Annotated in this window: 19 protein-coding genes; 11 read left to right on the top strand and 8 right to left on the bottom strand. The window is 59.3% G+C overall.

Translation table 11 applies throughout. From position 1 onward, the window contains the following. Positions 1–119: 119 nt before the first annotated feature. From QZ653_RS11490 to QZ653_RS11480, 3 genes are read right to left on the bottom strand one after another with little or no spacing between them, the layout of a single operon-like run. A complete protein-coding gene (locus tag QZ653_RS11490) occupies positions 120–1508 on the bottom strand; it encodes an ATP-binding protein (RefSeq protein ID WP_296420221.1) in 1389 nt (462 codons plus the stop codon). A 60-nt stretch (positions 1509–1568) separates the two neighbouring features. Beyond that, positions 1569–2984: a dihydrolipoyl dehydrogenase family protein gene (locus QZ653_RS11485; RefSeq protein WP_296420220.1), complete on the bottom strand. Its 1416-nt coding sequence runs from the start codon at positions 2982–2984 to the stop codon at positions 1569–1571. Positions 2985–2988: 4 nt separating this feature from the next. After that, positions 2989–3714: a TVP38/TMEM64 family protein gene (locus tag QZ653_RS11480; RefSeq protein ID WP_296420223.1), complete on the bottom strand. Its 726-nt coding sequence runs from the start codon at positions 3712–3714 to the stop codon at positions 2989–2991. Positions 3715–4030: 316 nt separating this feature from the next. On the opposite strand from QZ653_RS11480, the gene rpmH reads away from it, so the two are divergent. The 3 genes from rpmH to yidD are packed head-to-tail and all read left to right on the top strand — an operon-like array spanning position 4031 to position 4810. After that, a complete protein-coding gene (gene rpmH, locus QZ653_RS11475) occupies positions 4031–4165 on the top strand; it encodes a 50S ribosomal protein L34 (RefSeq protein WP_009831305.1) in 135 nt (44 codons plus the stop codon). Between the two features lie 19 nt (positions 4166–4184). After that, positions 4185–4592 (top strand): ribonuclease P protein component, encoded by a 408-nt coding sequence (gene rnpA / locus QZ653_RS11470; RefSeq protein WP_296420219.1) that lies wholly within the window; start codon positions 4185–4187, stop codon positions 4590–4592. Further along, the gene (gene yidD, locus QZ653_RS11465; protein ID WP_296420218.1) at positions 4589–4810 is read left to right on the top strand and encodes a membrane protein insertion efficiency factor YidD; all 222 of its coding nucleotides are present in this window, start codon (positions 4589–4591) and stop codon (positions 4808–4810) included. Before rnpA ends, yidD begins: the two co-directional genes overlap by 4 nt. 9 nt (positions 4811–4819) lie before the next feature. Here the strand turns inward: yidD and QZ653_RS11460 are convergent, their stop codons facing one another. The 3 genes from QZ653_RS11460 to QZ653_RS11450 all read right to left on the bottom strand — a co-directional run bounded on the left by QZ653_RS11460 (position 4820) and on the right by QZ653_RS11450 (position 6517). After that, positions 4820–5395: a ferric reductase-like transmembrane domain-containing protein gene (locus tag QZ653_RS11460; protein WP_296420217.1), complete on the bottom strand. Its 576-nt coding sequence runs from the start codon at positions 5393–5395 to the stop codon at positions 4820–4822. Positions 5396–5397: 2 nt separating this feature from the next. Then, positions 5398–5877 (bottom strand): twin-arginine translocation pathway signal, encoded by a 480-nt coding sequence (locus QZ653_RS11455; protein WP_296420216.1) that lies wholly within the window; start codon positions 5875–5877, stop codon positions 5398–5400. A gap of 76 nt (positions 5878–5953) precedes the next feature. After that, entirely contained in the window at positions 5954–6517 is a 564-nt protein-coding gene (locus tag QZ653_RS11450) for a DUF3833 family protein (RefSeq protein WP_296420215.1), read from the bottom strand. Positions 6518–6622: 105 nt separating this feature from the next. Here QZ653_RS11450 and ttcA point away from each other — a divergent pair, with 105 nt between their 5' ends. From ttcA to QZ653_RS11410, 8 genes are all read left to right on the top strand, one after another. Continuing rightward, complete coding sequence (gene ttcA / locus QZ653_RS11445) at positions 6623–7462, top strand: tRNA 2-thiocytidine(32) synthetase TtcA (protein WP_296420214.1); 840 nt, start codon at positions 6623–6625, stop codon at positions 7460–7462. Between the two features lie 99 nt (positions 7463–7561). Then, on the top strand, positions 7562–9055 hold the full coding sequence (locus QZ653_RS11440; RefSeq protein WP_296420213.1) for a GGDEF domain-containing phosphodiesterase: 1494 nt from the start codon (positions 7562–7564) through the stop codon (positions 9053–9055). A gap of 115 nt (positions 9056–9170) precedes the next feature. After that, positions 9171–10952, top strand: coding sequence for a membrane protein insertase YidC (gene yidC / locus QZ653_RS11435; RefSeq protein ID WP_296420212.1), 1782 nt, complete (start codon positions 9171–9173; stop codon positions 10950–10952). Then, positions 10952–11707 carry an MOSC domain-containing protein gene (locus tag QZ653_RS11430; protein ID WP_296420211.1) on the top strand — a complete coding sequence of 252 codons (756 nt, stop codon included), beginning with the start codon at positions 10952–10954 and terminating at the stop codon, positions 11705–11707. Before yidC ends, QZ653_RS11430 begins: the two co-directional genes overlap by 1 nt. After that, a complete protein-coding gene (yihA, locus tag QZ653_RS11425) occupies positions 11708–12358 on the top strand; it encodes a ribosome biogenesis GTP-binding protein YihA/YsxC (RefSeq protein ID WP_296420210.1) in 651 nt (216 codons plus the stop codon). It abuts the gene before it with no gap. Positions 12359–12373: 15 nt separating this feature from the next. Continuing rightward, positions 12374–13240, top strand: coding sequence for an acetylglutamate kinase (gene argB, locus QZ653_RS11420; protein ID WP_296420209.1), 867 nt, complete (start codon positions 12374–12376; stop codon positions 13238–13240). Then, entirely contained in the window at positions 13237–13857 is a 621-nt protein-coding gene (locus QZ653_RS11415; RefSeq protein ID WP_296420208.1) for a ferredoxin, read from the top strand. The genes argB and QZ653_RS11415 overlap by 4 nt, the downstream gene beginning before the upstream one ends. Continuing rightward, positions 13854–14351: a SixA phosphatase family protein gene (locus QZ653_RS11410; RefSeq protein WP_296420207.1), complete on the top strand. Its 498-nt coding sequence runs from the start codon at positions 13854–13856 to the stop codon at positions 14349–14351. The genes QZ653_RS11415 and QZ653_RS11410 overlap by 4 nt, the downstream gene beginning before the upstream one ends. Positions 14352–14384: 33 nt before the next feature. Here QZ653_RS11410 and QZ653_RS11405 read toward each other — a convergent pair whose 3' ends face one another. Both QZ653_RS11405 and QZ653_RS11400 read right to left on the bottom strand, forming a co-directional pair. Then, entirely contained in the window at positions 14385–15176 is a 792-nt protein-coding gene (locus QZ653_RS11405; protein WP_296420206.1) for an amino acid ABC transporter ATP-binding protein, read from the bottom strand. An 11-nt stretch (positions 15177–15187) separates the two neighbouring features. Beyond that, on the bottom strand, positions 15188–16204 hold a 1017-nt coding region (locus QZ653_RS11400; protein WP_296420205.1), incomplete at its 5' end, for an amino acid ABC transporter permease.

Raw genomic sequence — 16204 nt, 5'->3', positions numbered from 1 at the left:
ATTCGAACCCCCGACCCCTTGATTCGTAGTCAAGTACTCTATCCAGCTGAGCTATCGGTCCACTGCGGGCGGATGTAGCGGCCCCGTCTGACCTTTGCAAGGGCCAAATCCGCACAAAATCAGGAAAGTGTCAGGTTCGATTTCGGCAAAGTGATGCAGAAACGCGTGCCGTCTTGGTCGGTCTTTTCAAGTTCCAGACGGCCACCGTGCCCGCGCACCAATTCGGCGGCAATCGCAAGGCCCAGACCGGACCCGCCACGTGTGGTCCCGCCCTGAAACGCTTCGAACAGGTGTTCTTGCGCCTTCTTCGGCAGGCCCGGCCCCGTGTCCGCGACGGTGATCATCCAGGCGCTGTCCGTTTCAGTGCCATGAACGCAAATTTCACCCGATGACCCACTGGATACGATGGCCTGCCGTGCGTTGCGCACAAGGTTGCCAATGACGCGGTACAGCTGTTCACCGTCGGCACGAACATTGAGGCCCGGCGCGATATCGTCGCGGAACGTCAGGTCATGATCGCCGACAGCCAGACGCTCGCCCGCGATCACGTCATCGACGATTTCAGCAAGGTCCACGCGGGTCAGACGCGGGGCAGGTTCATCAACGCGGCCAAAAGCCAGCGTGCTTTCGCACAGGTTGACCGCCCGCGCGATGGAGTTCACCAGTTTAGGCGCAAGACGGCGCACGGTCGGGTCTTCGGAGCTTTCGATGCGGTCCGTGAACAGCTGCGCTGAGGTCAGGATGTTTCGCAAATCATGGCTGATCTTGCTGACGGCCCCGCCCAGCTGGGCCAGCCGTTCTTTCTGACGCAGGGCGCTGGTCAGTTGCGTCTGCATCGACGCCAGTGCCTCTTGCGCTTCGCGAAGTTCCACCACACCTGCATCGGGCATGATGATGCGGCGGGCGTCCTCAGGCGCCAAGGCGTAGGCCTGCATGTGTTCAACCACGCCTTTGATCGGTTTCACCAGAAACCGGCGCACGGCGAGGAACAGGAGGATCGCGGTGATGATGGAAATGACCGCAGACAGGATCAGAATGCGGATCCCGTAATCCACCAGTGCGGCCTGCAAAGGGGCGGAGGGCAGCGTGATTTCGATCAGCAGGCCGCCGTCCTGCACCGGATTGCCGATAATACGGATCACCCGTTCTTCGCCATCCACCAGACGCATCATGGCATCGCGGATTAGGACCCAGGCCGACGGATCGCGCATGTCAAAGGTCTTGTGGATGGGGGACGGGATGGGGGAGGACAGGATCAACTGGCGGACTTCGTCCCGGCGCAGCACGACGTTGTAAACGCCCGCGTTCTCCAGCAGCTCTGCCTCAAGCGCGGGGTCGATCATGTCTTCGGCCAGCAGGGCGAGCGATGCGATTTGGGCGCGCTCCAGCCGGTCGAGGAAGTAATCCTCACGGTAGCGCGCCACGGACGGCACAAAGATCAACAATTCCGCAATCAACACGAAGATCGTCGTGAGGATCAGGAAACGCCCTGAAAGGGTATTGAGCATCTTACGCGCCGTCCGTTCTGGTTCGGGGTGCAGCGCCCCGATCAGGGCGCTGCCGTTTGTTTATGGCAGCCAGCGTTGGACAAATCCAACAACCCGTTTGACCGTGTCGCTTTCAAACAAGCGTGGGCTAAAATACGCACCCGCCGCGCGTTTGTTAATCTCAGATACGGTTGGATAGGGCAGAACAGTTGCAGCGATGGCCGACATTTTCATTTTATTTGCAATCGCCATAGCCCACATGCCGATCAATTCACCGGCCAGCGCGCCTACAATCGACGCCCCCACCGGTTTGCCTTTGACGACCATGACCTTGATCAGACCGGTGGTTTTGCCTTCGGCGATGGCGCGGTCGTTTTCGTGGTAGGGAAAGCGGACAACTTCGACATTGGCTCCGAATTTCTCTTTCGCTTGCGCTTCGGTCAGGCCGACCTGCGCCAATTCGGGGTCCGTATAGGTGGCCCACGGAATATGGTCGGTCTTTTGCTTGCTGGGCAGACCAAACAGCATGGACCGGATCACGACACCGGCGTGATAGCCCGCCACATGGGTGAACTGCAGACCACCGGCGGCATCGCCCACGGCGTAGACCTTTTTGTTGGTGGTCGACCGCAGATCGGCCCCCACCTTGACCGCGCGGTCATGGGCCACGCCCGCCTTGTCCAGATCCAGCTTGTCGATGTTGACCTTGCGACCCACCGCCATCAACAGATGTGACCCCGAGAAATCGCCTTTGGAGGTATGGACGGTGACGCCGTCACCCGATTTGCTCACCTTTTCGGCCTGAGCCTCTTCGATGATTTCAATGCCTTCGGCGCGCAGTTTGTCGAGGACAATGGCCGCCATCTCAGGGTCGTCCTTGCCCATGGCTTTGGCACCTTCGATAACGGTCACTTTGCTGCCCAACCGGCGGTGCGCCTGCGCCATTTCCATGCCGATGGGGCCACCGCCCACAACGATCAGGTGATCGGGACGGGTGCGCAGATCAAAGATGTTTTCGTTGGTGAAGACATCAACCTCATCCAGTCCGGGAATGGGCGGCACAAACGGGCCGGAGCCTGTGGCGATGACGAAACGGCGGGCTTCGATGATGGTGTCGCCCGCCTGCACTTCGGTCTTGGAGATAAAGCGCCCGTATTCGCGGATGACGTTCACGCCGAAGCCTTCGAACCGTTCCTGGCTGTCGACGGGGGCGATGGTGGCGATGACGTCATGGACGTGGTCCTTGGCGGCAGCATAGTCCACATCGGGATCGACGGCTTTGACGCCCAGATCGCCGGTGTGGCCCATGGCATAGGCCTGTTTGGCCGATGCGATCAGTGCCTTGGAGGGAACACAGCCGTAGTTCAGGCAATCGCCGCCCATCTTGTGGCCCTCAAGCAGGACAACGGATGCCCCCATCTGGGACGCGCCTGCGGCGATGGACAGCCCGCCGGACCCGGCGCCAATGATACAAATGTCAGTTTTAATGCGGTCCATAGTCTTACAGGCCTTTCTTGCCGCGCACGGCTTTCAACAGGATGGGAAGGGCGGCCAGCAAACACAGGCCGAGGATCGGGAACAGGATGTGGGGTTCAAAGATGATGCCAAGGTTGGGCGTTTCACCGGCGGCAAACACCTCGCCCAGACCCGCACCAACGGAGGTGTAGACGACCGAACCGGGGATGATCCCAAAGAAGGTAGAGATCACGAAACGGCGCAGCGGAACCTCAAGGAAGCTGGGGATCAGGTTGGCCAGAAAGAACGGCACCGCAGGGACCAGACGGATGAGAAACAGCATGGACCATTGATTTTCGTCGATGCCGTCCTTGATCTTTTTGACCATCCCTTCGGAGCCTTCAAGCTTGGCCCCCAGTTGTTTGCCAAACCCCCAGCGCGCGGCCAGAAAGATCGCTGTGGCGCCCATGGTGGCACCGACCACGTTGAAGACGAAACCGGGGAAGGTCATGAACAGGAAACCACCTGTCAGCGTCAGAATGGCCGCACCGGGCAAGGAAAAGGCCACCACCACAGTGTAGATGGCGATAAACACCAGCACGGTCAGCAAATAGTTGGCGTCGCGGAATTCAATCAGCGCCTCGCGGTTTTCCGCCAAGGCGTCGAATGTCAGGTAATCGCGCAAAAAGAACGCCCCCAGAACGGCCACCAGACCGATGATAATAATGGGGAGCCTTTTCAGGATCGGGTTTTGTTTGGTTTCTTGGGTCATATCACTCACGGGTTAGGTCCTTTGCGGGTGGCCACGGGGTGGGCCTTGCGTTTCAAGTTGCACCCTAAATGCTTTGAAACCCCGCATCCCGATACCCCTATCACGCTGCGTTGATGTGGGGTGATCGGATGAAAGGCTTTTGTTGCACATCGCGTGAAGTCTGTAACAATTCACGAATGGATAAATGGTGAATGTTGCAGAAATTCGCCCCCAGTCGCGTTGACAGGCCACGCGATGACCCCTATTGGACGGGCTTCGAGATATGAGACAGGCTCGAATCTGCTAACAGGTTCGCCACAACAACCGGAGAGACGCAATGAAGCGTACATTTCAGCCTTCCAACCGCGTTCGCAAGAACCGTCACGGCTTCCGCGCACGTATGGCCACCAAAGCTGGCCGTAAAATCCTGAACGCACGTCGTGCGAAGGGCCGCAAGGAGCTGTCCGCGTAAGCGGAACGCCTTTGGTCGCATGACCACCTTGAGGAATACAGATCAAACCGCCGCGGCCCAGCCCGAGGCGGTTTTTCTTGGTTTTGGCGACAGGCTGCCCGTTTTGAAGACGCGTAAGGACTTTGTCGCCGCGTCCAAAGCCAAATACCAAACGGCCGCAGGGTTGACCGTGCAGATGCGCGACCGGCGCGACGATGATCCGACCGTGCGCGTGGGCTTCACCTGTTCAAAGAAAGTCGGCAACGCGGTGGCGCGCAACCGTGCCAAACGCCGCTTGCGTGAAATCGCGCGGCTGGATTTGCTGAACCACGCGAAACCGGGTCATGATTATGTGCTGATCGGCAAACGCGACGTGACCGCCCAGCGCCCGTTCGAGGATTTGCGCCGCGATTTGGAACAGGCCCTTACTAAGCTAGGGCGTAGATGACGCCCCTTGCGTTTATCCTGTCCCTGCCCGTGCGGTTTTACCGGCTGACGTTTTCGCCTTGGGTCGGCCATGGCTGCCGCTATCATCCGACCTGTAGCGCCTATGCCATGGAGGCTTTGCGCAAACACGGTGGCATCAAAGGCGGCTATCTGACAGCCCGACGCATTGCGCGGTGCCATCCATGGGGCGGGTCCGGCGTGGACAATGTGCCGGACTAGGCCGCGGGGCTAGCCGATCCGGCGTACGCCCCAGATCGACGCAACCGCCAGCGCAACGCAGATCGCGTATTTGGTCACAGGCTCCATCGTGCCGTCGATCAGGATCACATGCAGAAGTGTGCCGCCCACAATCACAGCCACGCAAGCCAGATGAAGCAGGCGGAACATGCGCCATCTGATCCGGCCACGCAGCCGCAGCAGACCCAAGACAGCCGAACCGAAAACGGCCCACATGGCCAACACGCCCCAGATGGAAAAGGGCGTGGGCGATCGAAAGGTCAAGGCATCGACCACATCGGGCGGGCTGGTGATCCACAGCCCCGCTACATGTGCCATAACTAAGGCCACCACCGCCGCACCGACAATCCGGTGCAGCAGGCGACCCCTGCGAAGAGGTATGCCCAGAGATTTGTGGTCAATGGCAAACGGCTGGATCAACAGCGCCGACATCGCAAGGATGCCAGCGAACCCCGCACCGATGTAGATAGGGGATCGGTACTGCAACAGCGGACTGAAGGCCGCGGCAACAACCGGTACTATCACCGCAACGCCAAGACCCGCGATGTACGCGCCGCGCCGCGACATTGTCAGGCAGGCTGCAACACGAAATGAGCCTCAAGCGTGGTGGCCGAAGGGTCCGGCATCACGGGGCGCAAAAAGACCGTTTCAAAGTCTTCACTGTCATAGGCCAAATGCCCGTGGGCCTGCCCGAACGCCGGCACGATCTGGGGCATTTCCAGGCGGAAGACGCCGTCGGCGTCCGTCAGAACAGCGCCGTGGCTGCGTTCATCGCGTTCATGTCCTTCTGTGGTGTGGGCCCAGACCTGTATGCGCTGTCCTGCCAAAGGCTGGCCGTCGCCCGCGCGGCGCACGGTGCCTGTCATCCAGAACCCGCCACCGCCAATCCGGTCCACGATGGGCGCGCCGGGACGGTAGTTGTTCGACCCGCCCCGCATGGATCTTGTGGGTGCCAGCGTCTGGCCGGATGCGGCCCCCGCCAAGCCAAATGTTGCAAGGGCCGCGCCTCCGGAAATGAAGTTTCGGCGTGGTGTGATCAGTTTGGTCATCCTATCCTCCTGTCGACCTTCGCCTTATATATCCACTTTGGTAGTCATTCGGTCCGCGTCGGCACATCCTTGCCTGTCATTGCTTCTCAAACGAAATCACAACCTCGCCAATATCGAATCCGAACCGTTTGACGTAGGCGATGTTCAACAGCCGGTCGTTGGTTTGCTGCCACATCCAATCGTCGAAGGTGACACGCAGGGTTTCCGTTTCTCCGTCGGCCGAGGGCACCGGCAGGTCAATTTCATATTGCCAGTTGAACCGGTCGCCCTGTTCGCGCCCTGTGGCAACGCCGATCACACCCGGCGCTGTGCCCTCCCAAGTCTGCTCCGCGACGATGGGGCCGGTTTTGCGCAAGCTCCAGATGCGCTGTTCGGTCGATCCGTCCTCATAGACGAAATCCTCCACCAGACGCAGGGTCTCCCCGTCCCAGTCGCCATCAATGGTCACGACGAACTGCCGCCGGACAGTGCCAAGAATGTCCTGAAACTGCCCATAGGCGACGAAGTCCCCGTCAAAGAAGTCCTCAAGGTTCAGCTGCTGGTCGGAAAGGGATGCGTCGTCAAACGACGGCTTGCCGGTACATGCGGCCAGCGCGGTCAGGGACAGCAAGGCGGCGGGAACAGCTTTGGAAAAGGTCATTGTCGGGCCTCCGGCGATCACAACGGCACCTTATGGCGCATAGCGAACGATATGGGGCAGTGCGACGATCTTGCCAGTGCCACCGGCCGACGTTATCCCCGTGTCATGTTAGATGACGCTGATGATATCCACCCGCTGTTCTACGGCGCGCCCAAGACGACCGAGTTCAAAAAACTGCGCAAACGGATCGTCCAGAACACCCGTGAGGCCATCGACCAGTACGGGATGATCGAAGACGGCGCGAAGTGGCTGGTGTGTCTGTCGGGCGGCAAGGACAGCTATACCTTGCTGGCGGTTTTGCATGAATTGCAGTGGCGCGGATTGCTGCCGGTCGAGATTCTGGCCTGCAATCTGGATCAGGGGCAGCCGGGATTTCCGGCGACGGTCCTGCCCAAGTTTCTTGAAGATATGGGTGTCCCACACCGAATCGAATATCAGGACACCTATTCGATCGTGATGGATAAAGTGCCCGAGGGCCGCACATTTTGCGCGTTGTGTTCACGACTGCGGCGGGGAAATCTTTACCGTATTGCCCGCGAAGAGGGCTGTTCGGCGGTCGTTCTGGGACACCACCGTGACGACATTCTTGAGACATTCCTGATGAACATGTTTCACGGGTCCCGTCTTGCGACGATGCCACCGAAACTGGTCAACGAAGAGGGCGATCTGTTCGTCTACCGTCCGTTGGCCCATGTGGCAGAGGTGGACTGCGAAAAATTCGCCTCATCAATGGGTTATCCCATTATTCCGTGTGATTTATGTGGGTCTCAGGACGGGCTGCAACGCCAACAGGTCAAAGCCATGCTGGACGGGTGGGAAGCGAACGCGCCGGGCCGGCGGCAAAAGATGTTTCGTGCGCTGATGAATACGCGGCCGTCGCACCTTCTGGATTCGTCGATCTTCGATTTCAAAGGGTTAACGCGAACGGACCGGGACAGCGCATAAGTCTGCTTTGACCGGACCGCGCATTAACCTGACCGTAAGACAGGGGTCGTAAGCACGCCGGGACGTGACCCGATTGGGGTCCGCTTCAGAGAGGCTGCCATGACCAACCCCGTTGAGACGAAATCAAGTGCACGTCAAAAATTGTTGCTGGCGTCGACGTTTACGGTCAGCGCCTTGACGACGTTTGTGTTGCTCGGTCCGGCGGGTGTATTTGCGACGTTGCTGTTCGCGCCTGCTATTGCGGTTGCTGCGGCAAAAACACGGGCGGCCCCGCAGACAGACCACATTGAAGGGCCGCGCGGGCTTATTACCGACCATCTTTCTCGGTTTCTGGGTCAAATCGGCAATCCGACGACGTCTTTGGTTGTTGAAATTGACGATTACCAACGCCTCGAAGAGGTCTATGGCACCGAGATTATCGAGACTGCGCTGACCTTCACTCAATCCGTGATCGAAGAGAACCTGACGGCGCAGGATATTACCCTGCATCTGGACGGAGCGCGCTTTATGTCCGCTTTGGCCCCGCAGGCTCCGATTACGACGGAAGCCATGCTGAACACCTGCACAAGGATCCAACATGCCTTGGGGCAAATCTCTCACGCGACGGATGTACCTGTACAGCTGACAGCCTCGATCGGGTTTGTGACATCGAACAAACTGGTCCGACCAACAGCGGAGACCATGATGCAGGCTGCTTTCTCTGCCCTGTCAGAGGCGAGGCGGCGTGCGCCAGGCGCTGTGCGTGCCTATTCGGAAGCCATGTCGGCCAGGCGCAAGTCGCAGCAGCGTATTGCAAAGGATGCGAAACACGCGTTCGAGAAGGGCGAAATTTTTGCCTATTTCCAGCCACAGCTTAACTTGAATACTGGAACGTTGTCAGGCTTTGAGGCTCTGACGCGCTGGCATCACCCTGAAAAAGGCATTCTGGCCCCAGCGGACTTTCTGCCTGCGTTTGAACAGGCCGGCCTAATGCCAAAGCTGGGTGAAACAATGATCAAACAGGCGCTGCAGGCGCTGACCTTCTGGGACAAGGCAGGTTTGGACATACCCCGGATCGGTGTGAATTTTTCGACCAGTGAATTGTGCAATCCACGTCTTGTCGATCAGATTGCGATGCATCTGGATGTCAGCAACATCAATCCGGATCGCCTGAACATCGAGGTGCTGGAAACAGTCATCGCGCAGGAAACCGATGATGACATTACGGGCAACCTTGCCGCCCTTGCCGACCTTGGCTGCGGGATTGATCTGGACGATTTTGGCACGGGGTACGCCTCGATCACAAACATCCGCCGCTTCAGCGTCGGGCGCATCAAGATAGACCGGTCGTTTGTGACCGGAATTGATACTGACGACGAACAGCGCAAAATGGTCGAGGCCATTCTGACGATGGCCGACAGGCTCGGCGTCCAGACTCTCGCGGAGGGGGTCGAAACGCGGGCAGAGCGTGATACGCTTCAGGCAATCGGCTGCAACGATGTGCAGGGTTTCCAAATCGCGCGCCCGATGCCGGTGCAGGAAACCGTCGAATGGGCAAATGCCTATTTCGCCCGTGCCGCCGAACCGGTGATGCTGTCCCGGCGGGCCAGCTGACCACGATCCGGCAAACAAAGCTGCGCAGTCGCTTTTGATCGGGCAAAAAGCCTTGACCTTTGGACCCCCGCCCTGTTGAACCAGCCTGATATTTCTCAGGATTCAGGCGGCTCCCATGGACGACCAGAACAAGAACCTCATACTTGCAACCGCGCTCAGCTTTTTGGTCATTCTGGTGTGGTTTGTCTTGTTTCCTCCGCCACCTGTCGAAGAGGCGGCGGCACCTGACGAAATCGTCGCAGCCGATGGTACGGTTCTTCAGGTCGAAGCAGATGCGCCGAACGACGTCCCGACACCGTCCCTTTTGTCCCCGCAATCGGTTGAGGATGCCGTCGGCGAAAGCGCACGGGTGGATATCGACAGCCCAAGCCTGATTGGCTCCCTATCTTTGACAGGCGGGCGCATAGATGACCTGCGCCTCAAGGATTACCGCGAAACACTGGACGAAGACGCTGATCTGGTGCGCCTTCTTGCGCCTGTTGGCACTGCAGCCCCCTACTATGCCTTGCATGGGTGGGTCGCTTCGGTCGGAGCCAGCGCGGAGCAAGTTCCCGGCCCCGCGACCGAGTGGTCCGTAGAAACCGGAGAGACACTGTCGCCCGGCAGCGATGTTGTGCTGCGTTGGGACAACGGCGCTGGCCTCATTTTCCGCAAGACCTTCGCGCTAGACGACGATTTCCTGTTCACGGTGACCCAAAGCGTCGAAAACACCACCGGTGCAGACATTGCCCTGCGGCCCTATGGCCTGGTCGCACGTCATGGCGAGCCCTATCAGATCGGCTTTTTCATCCAGCACGAGGGCGTTGTCAGGATGTCCGACGGGTCCATGGAAGAGATCAATTATGACGACATGCCGGACCTGTCGACCGATGAAGGCCGCATCGAGGTTGAGGAAAACGGCTGGATCGGCTTTTCCGATCAGTACTGGATGACTGCGCTTATCCCGACACCGGGACGCGACTTCCGGTCCACCGCACGTTTCGCCAACGACATTTACCAGATCGAAACGGTCTACCCGATGGTGACGGTGCCCGCCGGTACCACGGCGGATGCAAATTCCCAGTTCTTCGCCGGCGCGCAGGAATGGGAGGTGATCCGCAGCTATCAGAATGATCTGGGCATCGAACGGTTCCTCGACAGCATCGACTGGGGCTGGTTCTTCTTCCTGACCAAGCCGATTTTTGCGGTGCTGCACTGGCTCAATGGCCTGATCGGCAACATGGGCTGGGCGATTATCGGCCTGACGTTGATCATCAAGGCGCTCCTTTTACCGCTGGCCTACAAGTCCTTTGTGTCCATGGCCAAAATGCGTGAACTTCAGCCGCAGATGGAAAAACTGAAGGAAGCGGCAGGCGATGATCGTGAGAAACTCCAAAAAGGGATGATGGAGCTTTACCGCACCAACAAGGTCAATCCGGCCTCCGGCTGTTTGCCGATCCTTCTTCAAATTCCGATCTTCTTTTCCCTTTATAAGGTGATTTTCGTCACCATTGAACTGCGCCATGCGCCTTGGGTTGGCTGGATTAACGACCTCAGCGCCCCTGATCCGTCTTCGATCTTTAACCTGTTCGGCTTGTTGCCGTGGGACGCACCTGCGCCCGAAAGCTTCCTGTCGCTTGTGTTTATCGGCATCATGCCCATCGCATTGGGGATTTCGATGTGGCTGCAGCAAAAGCTGAACCCGCCGGTCACGGACCCGACGCAGCGGATGATCTTTGCGTGGATGCCATGGGTCTTCATGTTCATGCTGGGCGGCTTTGCAAGCGGCCTTGTTCTGTACTGGATCGCCAACAATACGATCACGTTCATCCAGCAGTACACGATCATGCGCAGCCAAGGTGTCAAACCGGATGTGTTCGGAAACATTCTGGGCCGGACCAAGACAGGCAGCAAGTAATGGGGCATGTCGCTGAGATTTGGCGGCACCCCATCAAAAGTCATGGTCGTGAACCGCTGTCGCATGTCACGTTAACCGCCGGCCAAACGTTGCCGTGGGACAGGCATTGGGCCGTCGCCCATGAGGCCTGCAAGTTCAAAACAGACGACCCCAAATGGGTCATGTGCCGCAACTTCATGATCGGGGTGGCGACCCCCGCCTTGGCGGCAATCTGGGCCTCGTTTGATGAGGTCACAGGCCAGATCACCCTGACGCATACGGACCTGTCCCCCATCACCTTTGCCCCCGATAGGCCCGAAGACGTGGCGCGCTTTATCGCTTGGGTGCAGCCCCTGTGCCCGCCCGACAAACGCCAGCCCACAGACATTGTCACAGCAGGCACCCGTGGCATGACGGACACAGCATACCCGACCGTGTCGATCATGACGCGCGCCACCCACCGTGCGGTCGAAGCCCAGCTTGGCACGCCCATCGCCCACCACCGCTGGCGCGGAAATATCTGGCTGGATGGACCAGAACCATGGGAAGAATTCGATTGGACCGGGGGCGACATCCGCATCGGGGACGCCGTGTTGTCCGTTCAAGAACCGATCCGCCGCTGCATGGCGACCGCCGCGAACCCGCAGACCGGTAAACGAGACGTTGATACCCTGGCAGCCCTACGTGACGGGTGGGATCATCAGCATTTCGGTGTATATGCCACGGTCAAGACCAGCGGCACCCTGCGTGTCGGCGACACCTATGAGGTTCTTTAGATGCAACTGCCCTTCCCCGCCGCCGAGGCACCCGATGACCTGACCCGAGAGGCCGGCCGCAAAATGTTCGCCGGTGAAACTGAGTTCCTGAAAGGCGTCGTCGCGATGAATGGTCTGCCAGATGCGGACCGCCCTGAAGTCTGCTTCGCGGGCCGGTCCAATGTGGGCAAATCCTCGTTGATCAACGCATTGACCGGACGCAAGGGATTGGCGCGGGCGTCGAACACGCCCGGTCGCACGCAAGAGATCAACTATTTCACCGTTGGCGAAAGCCACTACCTCGTCGACCTGCCCGGCTATGGCTTTGCCAATGCGCCTGTTGCAGTTGTGGAAAAGTGGCAGCGGTTGCTCAAATCCTATTTGCGCGGTCGCGTGACCCTGCGCCGCGCCTTTGTGCTGGTCGATGCACGCCACGGGATCAAAGCGGTGGATGAGGAAATCATGGCCCTGCTGAGTTCGTCCGCCGTGACGTTCCAATGTGTGCTGACCAAGACAGACAAGCTGAAGAAAGGTGATCTGGACCGTGTCCTGGTTCAGGTTCGGGACCGGTTGAACAAACATCCCTCAGCCTATCCAGAACTGGTCATCACCTCGTCCGAAAAGGGCGACGGGATTGAAACGTTGCGCGCAATTATCGCAGGGATAGACTGACCCCAAAGGCCTGACATGAGAAAGCAAGACATGAACCGCGACTGGATCGCCACCGCCGCCACCCTCAGCGCGGCCCTGCCCTATCTGCAACGCTACAACGACGCGATTGTGGTCATCAAACTGGGTGGCCACGCCATGTCTTCGGACCAAGCGATGGAGGATTTCGCCCGCGACGTGGTCCTGATGCAGCAGGTCGGTGTGAACCCCGTGATCGTCCATGGCGGCGGGCCGATGATCAATGAAATGCTGGATAAACTGGCCATCACATCCGAATTCGTGAACGGCAAACGGGTGACAGATCAGGCCACCGTTGAGGTGGTCGAGATGGTCCTGTCGGGCCGTGTGAACAAGTGGATCGTCAATGCGATCAACCGTCAGGGGGGCCGTGCGGCGGGTCTGTCTGGCAAGGACGCGAACCTGATGATCTGCGATCAGGACGCACCGGAGCTGGGCCTAGTCGGCACACCGGCGGAGATCGACACACGGCTGCTGACGACGCTGTTCAGCGCCAACACCATCCCCGTCATCGCCCCCTTGGGCGCGGGCCGGGGTGGGGAGACGTTGAACGTCAACGGCGACACCGCCGCCGGTGCCGTCGCCGCCGCGCTCAAGGCAGACCGGCTCTTGTTGTTAACGGACGTTCCGGGCGTCATGGACGCGGACAAGACGGTCCTGACGGACCTGACGACAGATCAGGTCCACCAACTGACCCGCGACGGTGTGATTGCGGGCGGGATGATCCCCAAGACGCAAACCTGCCTTGATGCGCTTGAGGGCGGTGTGCGCGCTGCCGTCATCCTGGACGGTCGCGCACCCAATGCCTGCCTGCTGGAACTGTTCACCGACCATGGCGCCGGGTCGATCATCCGGACGGCACGGTGACGCTGGATGACATCGCAGCCGCCGCTGCGGCTGTGCATCTGACGCCCTTGGGCGGGTTTCATGAAGACGGCCAGACAACAGTCCTTTTGGGTCCGCTGGAACCCGGTTTCTGGGCCTACGTCAGCAAACGACCGGAGTTTCTGATGGGCGCCGAGGACCCGCTGGATGCGTGGTCACACTGGGCGATCACGGCGCTGGGGTATGTGACGGGTGCGCGGCCTGTGTTTCCTTTTGGCGGGCCTCCGTTCCATCCCTTCATTTTATGGTCATTGAAAAGCGGGGAAGCGTGGCAAAGCCCCGTTGGCCTGCTTGTCCACAAGGATGCAGGGCTGTTGGTGTCCTATCGTGGTGCGCTGATCTTTGATGGAGAGATCGACCTGCCAAGCCCTGCGGCCCGGCCCTGTGACAGCTGCGCGGACCAGCCCTGTCTGTCGGCCTGCCCCGTGGGGGCATTGTCCGCGGAGGGCTATGACGTGCCGCGCTGCAAGGCGCATATCGACGTCGACCCTGTGTGTCGCGCGGGCTGCCGCGTGCGAACATCCTGCCCTGTCAGCCAGACCTACGGGCGCGATCCGGCACAAACAGCCTTTCACATGGAGGCATTTCACCCGTCATGACCAAGCGTCTGATCCTCATGCGACATGCCAAAAGCGGGTGGGACGACCCGACCCTGAGCGACATCGACCGACCGCTGAACGCACGAGGTCGCGCGGCGGCCACGGCGTTGGGCGGTTGGCTGAAAAACAGCGCATATGTCCCCGACGCGGTGCTCTGCTCCGCTGCGACGCGTACAAGGGAGACGCTGACGCTGTTGAACGTCCAAGCACCACCGACATTCATGGAGGGGCTTTATCTGGCGCCCGCAGCACGCATGATGGAGGCGTTGAAAGACTGCGCAGAGGACATGATCCTGTTGATCGGCCACAATCCGGGCATCGGTCAACTGGCGCAGGACATCGTATCCGATGCACCCGATCACAGACGGTTCTATGACTATCCCACCGGGGCCACCTTGGTATGTGACCTGCCCATAACGACTTGGGCCGACGCGGTGTCCCGGTCGGCCCAAGTGGTGGATTTCATTGTTCCGCGTGATCTGGAGGCGGGCTAAAATTCTCGAATTTTAGCGGCGCGCCCCGCAGGGTCAGTGACCGAGGATCTGGCTCAGGAACAGCTGGGTGCGTTCAGACTGCGGGTTGTTAAAGAACTCTTCGGGTTCGTTCTGTTCGACGATCTGGCCCGCGTCCATAAAGATCACACGGTTGGCCACCTGACGGGCAAAGCCCATCTCGTGCGTCACACAAAGCATCGTCATGCCTTCTTCCGCAAGTTCGATCATCGTATCGAGGACCTCTTTGATCATCTCGGGGTCCAAGGCCGATGTTGGTTCATCGAACAACATGATGCGCGGCTTCATGCACAGCGACCGTGCAATCGCCACACGCTGCTGCTGACCACCGGACAGCTGACCGGGGTATTTATCGGCCTGCTCTGGGATCTTGACCTTTTCCAGATAGTGCATCGCGATTTCTTCGGCTTCTTTCTTGGGCGTTTTACGGACCCAGATCGGCGCCAGCGTGCAGTTTTCAAGGATCGTCAGATGCGGGAAAAGGTTGAAGTGCTGAAAGCACATGCCGACCTCGGACCGGATTTTGTCGATGTTCTTGAGGTCGGAGGACAATTCCGTCCCGTCCACCATGATCGTGCCAGCCTGATGTTCCTCAAGCCGGTTGATGCAGCGGATCAGGGTGGATTTGCCGGACCCTGACGGCCCACAAATCACGATCCGTTCGCCACGGTTTACGGTCAGGTTGATGTCGCGCAGCACGTGGAACGTGCCGTACCACTTGTTCATGTCACGAATTGAGATGGCGACCTCATCGGACACCTGCATTTGGCTGCGATCAATCGCGCGGTCGGTTGCTAGATCAGACATTTCAGGTCTCCTTAACGGTGCTCTCGCTGGAGCTTTTTCTCAAGGTGGAGGGAATAACGGCCCATGCTGAAGCAGAAGATGAAGAACAGCAGGCCGATAAAGACGAAAAGCTCCCAGTAGACGCCGTTCCAGTCCGTGTCGGCACGGATGGCGTTGCTGAGGCCGATGGGGTCAAGCAGGCCGATGAAGACCACCAGCGTGGTGTCTTTGAACAGGCCAATAAACGTGTTCACGATCCCGGGGATGGAGATTTTCATCGCTTGCGGCAGGATGATCAGCTGCATGGACTGCCAATAGGACAGCCCCAGCGAATCCGCGCCTTCGTACTGACCGGTGGGCAGTGCTGCGAGGCCACCACGGATCACTTCCGCGATATAGGCCGCCGAGAAGAGCGTCACCATGATGATCACGCGCAGCATCAGGTCAAAGTTCGTGCCCGGGGGCAGGAAGTAGTTGAGAAGAAGCGACGCGGTGAACAGCCAGACGATCAACGGCACGCCGCGGATCACCTCAATGAAGGCCACACAGATTTTGTTCACGAAGAACAGGTGTGACTGACGACCCAAGGCCAGCAGGATACCCAAAGGCAGCGACAGAACGATGCCTGCAATACCGATGATGAGGGCCAGCATGAAGCCACCGATCTGACGGCTGTCGATGGGGGCCAGCCCCACACGGCCCAGTTCGGCGTAGGTGTCGTTGACCGACGCCTGCACGCTCAGCGCTTGATTGCGGGCGTTCAGGTAGGCCGAAAGCGCCGCTTCGTCTTCGCTGCTGGCGTCTTCGGGCAGCTGGTTGGGGTTGATCATGTTGCGGTATTCGCTGGGCAGCGCGTCGCGCAATTCAGCCGCTTGCGCCTGCAGTTCCGGCACGGATGCTTCGCGGTCTTCCAAGGAATTCAAGGAAGACAGGAAACCGCGATTGTCGGTCTGCAATGAGGACAGACGGAAATCGGCCTGTGCGATGGTCGTCGCCTCATCGCGCAGCGCGGTAAGCTCTTCCATCTTGGCGCTGAAGGCCGCTTGCGG

This window comes from Pseudooctadecabacter sp., assembly GCF_020627745.1.
In the GTDB taxonomy this organism is placed as follows: domain Bacteria; phylum Pseudomonadota; class Alphaproteobacteria; order Rhodobacterales; family Rhodobacteraceae; genus Octadecabacter.
The sequence above is the reverse complement of the archived record's forward strand: the minus strand, read 5'-3'. Positions and strand labels throughout refer to the sequence as shown.